We start from the raw sequence: 2,843 nt of genomic DNA on the forward strand, positions 1-2,843 counted from the left end.
GTGCACCGCCGATGCGGCGGCAGTCCCTAGTCCAACCTGAAGCCGTCGCCCTACTTCTTTCCGCCCACCGTCTGCCGAACTTCGAATCCCTCGAATTGCGGCGGGCCGAGATAGAGCGGCTTGTTGTCGCCGGCGCCCTTGTGGGCCATGCGGAAGGCCTCGGATCTGGTCCAGTCCTCGAAGGCCGTCTTCGAGGCCCAGATCGTGTGCGAGGCGTAGAGCGTGTGGTCCTCGGCCTCAGGACCCTTCAAGAGATGAAACTCGACGAAGCCGGGCACCTTGTCCAGATGGCTGTCGCGCGACAGCCAGACCTGCTCGAAGGCGGCCTCCGAGCCCTTGGCGACGCGAAAACGATTCATGGCGATGAACATGCTGATCTCCTGGATGATATGCCGCTGGGCCCAGGAATAGCAGACTTCACGTCGCGATGCGCCTCAAGACATCGCCGCCGATGCGGCGATGTCTGGTGCGATCGAAGTCTTGTGCGGTCAAAGTCTTGCGCGATCGCAATCTTGCGTGATCGATGCCTTGCGTGATCGCAGGCGGCAATGAGCGGCGCGCGGGCCTTACGCCACCAGCCCCTTCATCGGCTTCACCGCCGCGCTTTCCGGAAACACCATCTCGCCGAGCGCACGCTCGCTCAGGCCGAGATGATCGGCGAGCACGCCCTTGAACACCGCGCGCAGATCGATGGTCGGCGCGAGATCGCGGCCCTGATAGAGGCTCGCCATCTTGAGCGTCGGCCAGTCGGCGATGACACGACCGCCCTTCACCGCGCCGCCGGCGAGCAGCGCGATCGTGCCAGTGCCGTGATCGGTGCCCTGCGTGCCATTGATCTTCGCGGTACGGCCGAACTCCGTCGCCACCACGATCACCGTATCGCGCCAGTGTGCGCCAAGCCCGCTCTCGAATTCGGCGAGCGCACCGTCGAGGCCCGACAGCAGCTGCGCGAGCCGGCCGACCGCGCCGCCCTCGTTCGCATGCGTGTCCCAGCCATCGAACGCCAGCGCCGCGATGCGCGGACCGTCATCGGCCGCCATCAGCTTGGCCGCACCGCGCGCGACCTGGCGCATCGCCGCAATCTGGTTGCCGCCCGGCTTCGGCTTCATGTCGTCGCCGAACGCGACCTTGTCCAGCTTCAAACCTTGCGACAGCGCCGAGGCCAGCGCGGGATCGCGATGCGCATAGAGATCGACCAGCCGCATCGCCGTATCGTCGTCGGCCTGCGGCAAGGTCACCGGCGCCCAGCCCACGGTGGGCGCGGCGCCACGCAGCACCAGCGGCGCGGTCGGCCCGACCGCGAGCGCGCCGGAGACACGCGGCCCGCGCGGCAAAGCCTCGAGCGCGCGGTTCAACCAGCCGGACTGCACGCGCCCGGGACCGGCGAAGCCGCTTTCGAGCACATCCTGACCGTCGAAGTGCGAGCGCTCGCGATACGGCGTCGCGACCGCATGGACCACCGCAGCCTGCTTGTCGCGAACCATGCGCGCGAACTCCGGCATCGCCGGATGCAGCGCGAAGAACGAATCCAGCGGCAGCGCCGGATTCGGTCCGGCCGTGGCAAGCGCGATGGCGCCGTGCAGCCCCGCGTAATCGGGATCGCCGACGGGCGCGACGGTGGCGAGCCCGTCGAGAGCGCCGCGCAGGATCATGACGACGAGCCGCGGATCGCGCGGGTCGGCCGCGCGGGCGAATTTCGGCAGATATCCCCACGCGGCGAAGGATGCGCCCGCCAGCAGCAGATGGCGGCGCGAGGTCTGCAGCCGCGTCCTGATCTGATCCATCGTCATCTCCTCTGGAATTCGGGCGACATCAACAGCAGCGCCAGCGCCTGCTGGCGGGATTCCGCGCGCTCGATGGTGCGGCGGGTCTCGGTCGAGGCGGCATCGCCGGCGACGAGATCGAGCAGGTCGCGCGGATCGAGATTGTTGCCGAGCTTCGCGCCGAGTTGCGCCGAGATGTCGAGCCGCAGCTTCATGCCTTCGGGTGCGGCCCACATCGCATTGCTGTCGGCAAATCCGTTCGGTCCCGCCGGCGCCCACAGCGGCTGGCCCAGCGTGTTCAGCGAATTGAGATAGAAGCCTGGATCGTCGGGCACACGCGCCAGCAGCCGGCCGCCGGCCACCAGGAACTCATAGGGCGAGCGGATCTTGGTCAGCGGCGCCGACCAGGCTTCGTCGGAGTCGACGAGCGCCAGCGTGACCGCTTTGAGATCGCCATCGGTCTTCCTGAACACGGCCTCGAGCCGCGCCACCAGCGCGGGCGGGGGATCGTCGGCGACGAAATGGCGGGCGAGCTTGACGGCGATGAACTTCGCGGTCGACGGATGCCGCGCGATATCGGCCAGTGCCGCTTCGCCCTGCGCGACGCCGTCGTCCTGGTAGACCTTGCCGAGCAGCGTCTGCGGCCCCGGCTGATGCGCATTGGCATTGAACACGAAGCTGCCGGGTGCGCCATTGCGTGCGTTGCGGCCGGCGAAGCTCCAGCCGGTGATGATGCGCGCCAGCGAGGTCACGTCCTCCTGGGTGTAGCCGCCGCCGACGCCGAGCGTATGCAGCTCCATGATTTCGCGCGCGAGATTCTCGTTGAGGCCGCGCTTGCGGTTCTGCCCGGCGCGCGAGTCGGGGCCGAGGGATTCCTGATTGTCGAGGAAGAACAGCATCGCCGGATGCTGTTCCACCGCCTTGAGCATGTCGGCGAAGCGGCCGAGCAGATGCGGCCGGATCGCCTCGCGCTCGAACGCGCCGGCCCACATCCGCGCCAGTTCGCCCTTGCCGGCGGAGATGCAGAAATGGTTCGACCAGAACGCCACCAGACGTTCGGTGACGCCGCAATCGGCGAGC

The 2,843-nt window shown here is 68.1% G+C and carries 3 protein-coding genes; all 3 read right to left on the reverse strand.

Going from position 1 to position 2,843, the window contains the following annotated elements; translation table 11 throughout:
• Positions 1-50: 50 nt before the first annotated feature.
• On the reverse strand, positions 51-371 hold the full coding sequence (gene hmuQ, locus BRAS3809_RS24695) for a heme-degrading protein HmuQ (RefSeq protein WP_008964757.1): 321 nt from the start codon (positions 369-371) through the stop codon (positions 51-53).
• A gap of 195 nt (positions 372-566) precedes the next feature.
• Positions 567-1,790, reverse strand: coding sequence for a DUF1501 domain-containing protein (locus BRAS3809_RS24700; protein WP_008964758.1), 1,224 nt, complete (start codon positions 1,788-1,790; stop codon positions 567-569).
• The coding region (locus BRAS3809_RS24705) for a DUF1800 domain-containing protein (protein WP_035658242.1) at positions 1,787-2,843 on the reverse strand (1,057 nt) is incomplete at its 5' end. The genes BRAS3809_RS24700 and BRAS3809_RS24705, both read right to left, overlap by 4 nt.

The sequence above is a fragment of the Bradyrhizobium sp. STM 3809 genome, assembly GCF_000239795.1.
In the GTDB taxonomy this organism is placed as follows: domain Bacteria; phylum Pseudomonadota; class Alphaproteobacteria; order Rhizobiales; family Xanthobacteraceae; genus Bradyrhizobium.

Coding starts and splice junctions, on each gene's coding strand:
- BRAS3809_RS24700 (WP_008964758.1), bottom strand. CDS start 1,790: ATGACGATGGATCAGATCAGGACGCGGCTGCAGACCTCGCGCCGCCAT.
- hmuQ (WP_008964757.1), bottom strand. CDS start 371: ATGTTCATCGCCATGAATCGTTTTCGCGTCGCCAAGGGCTCGGAGGCC.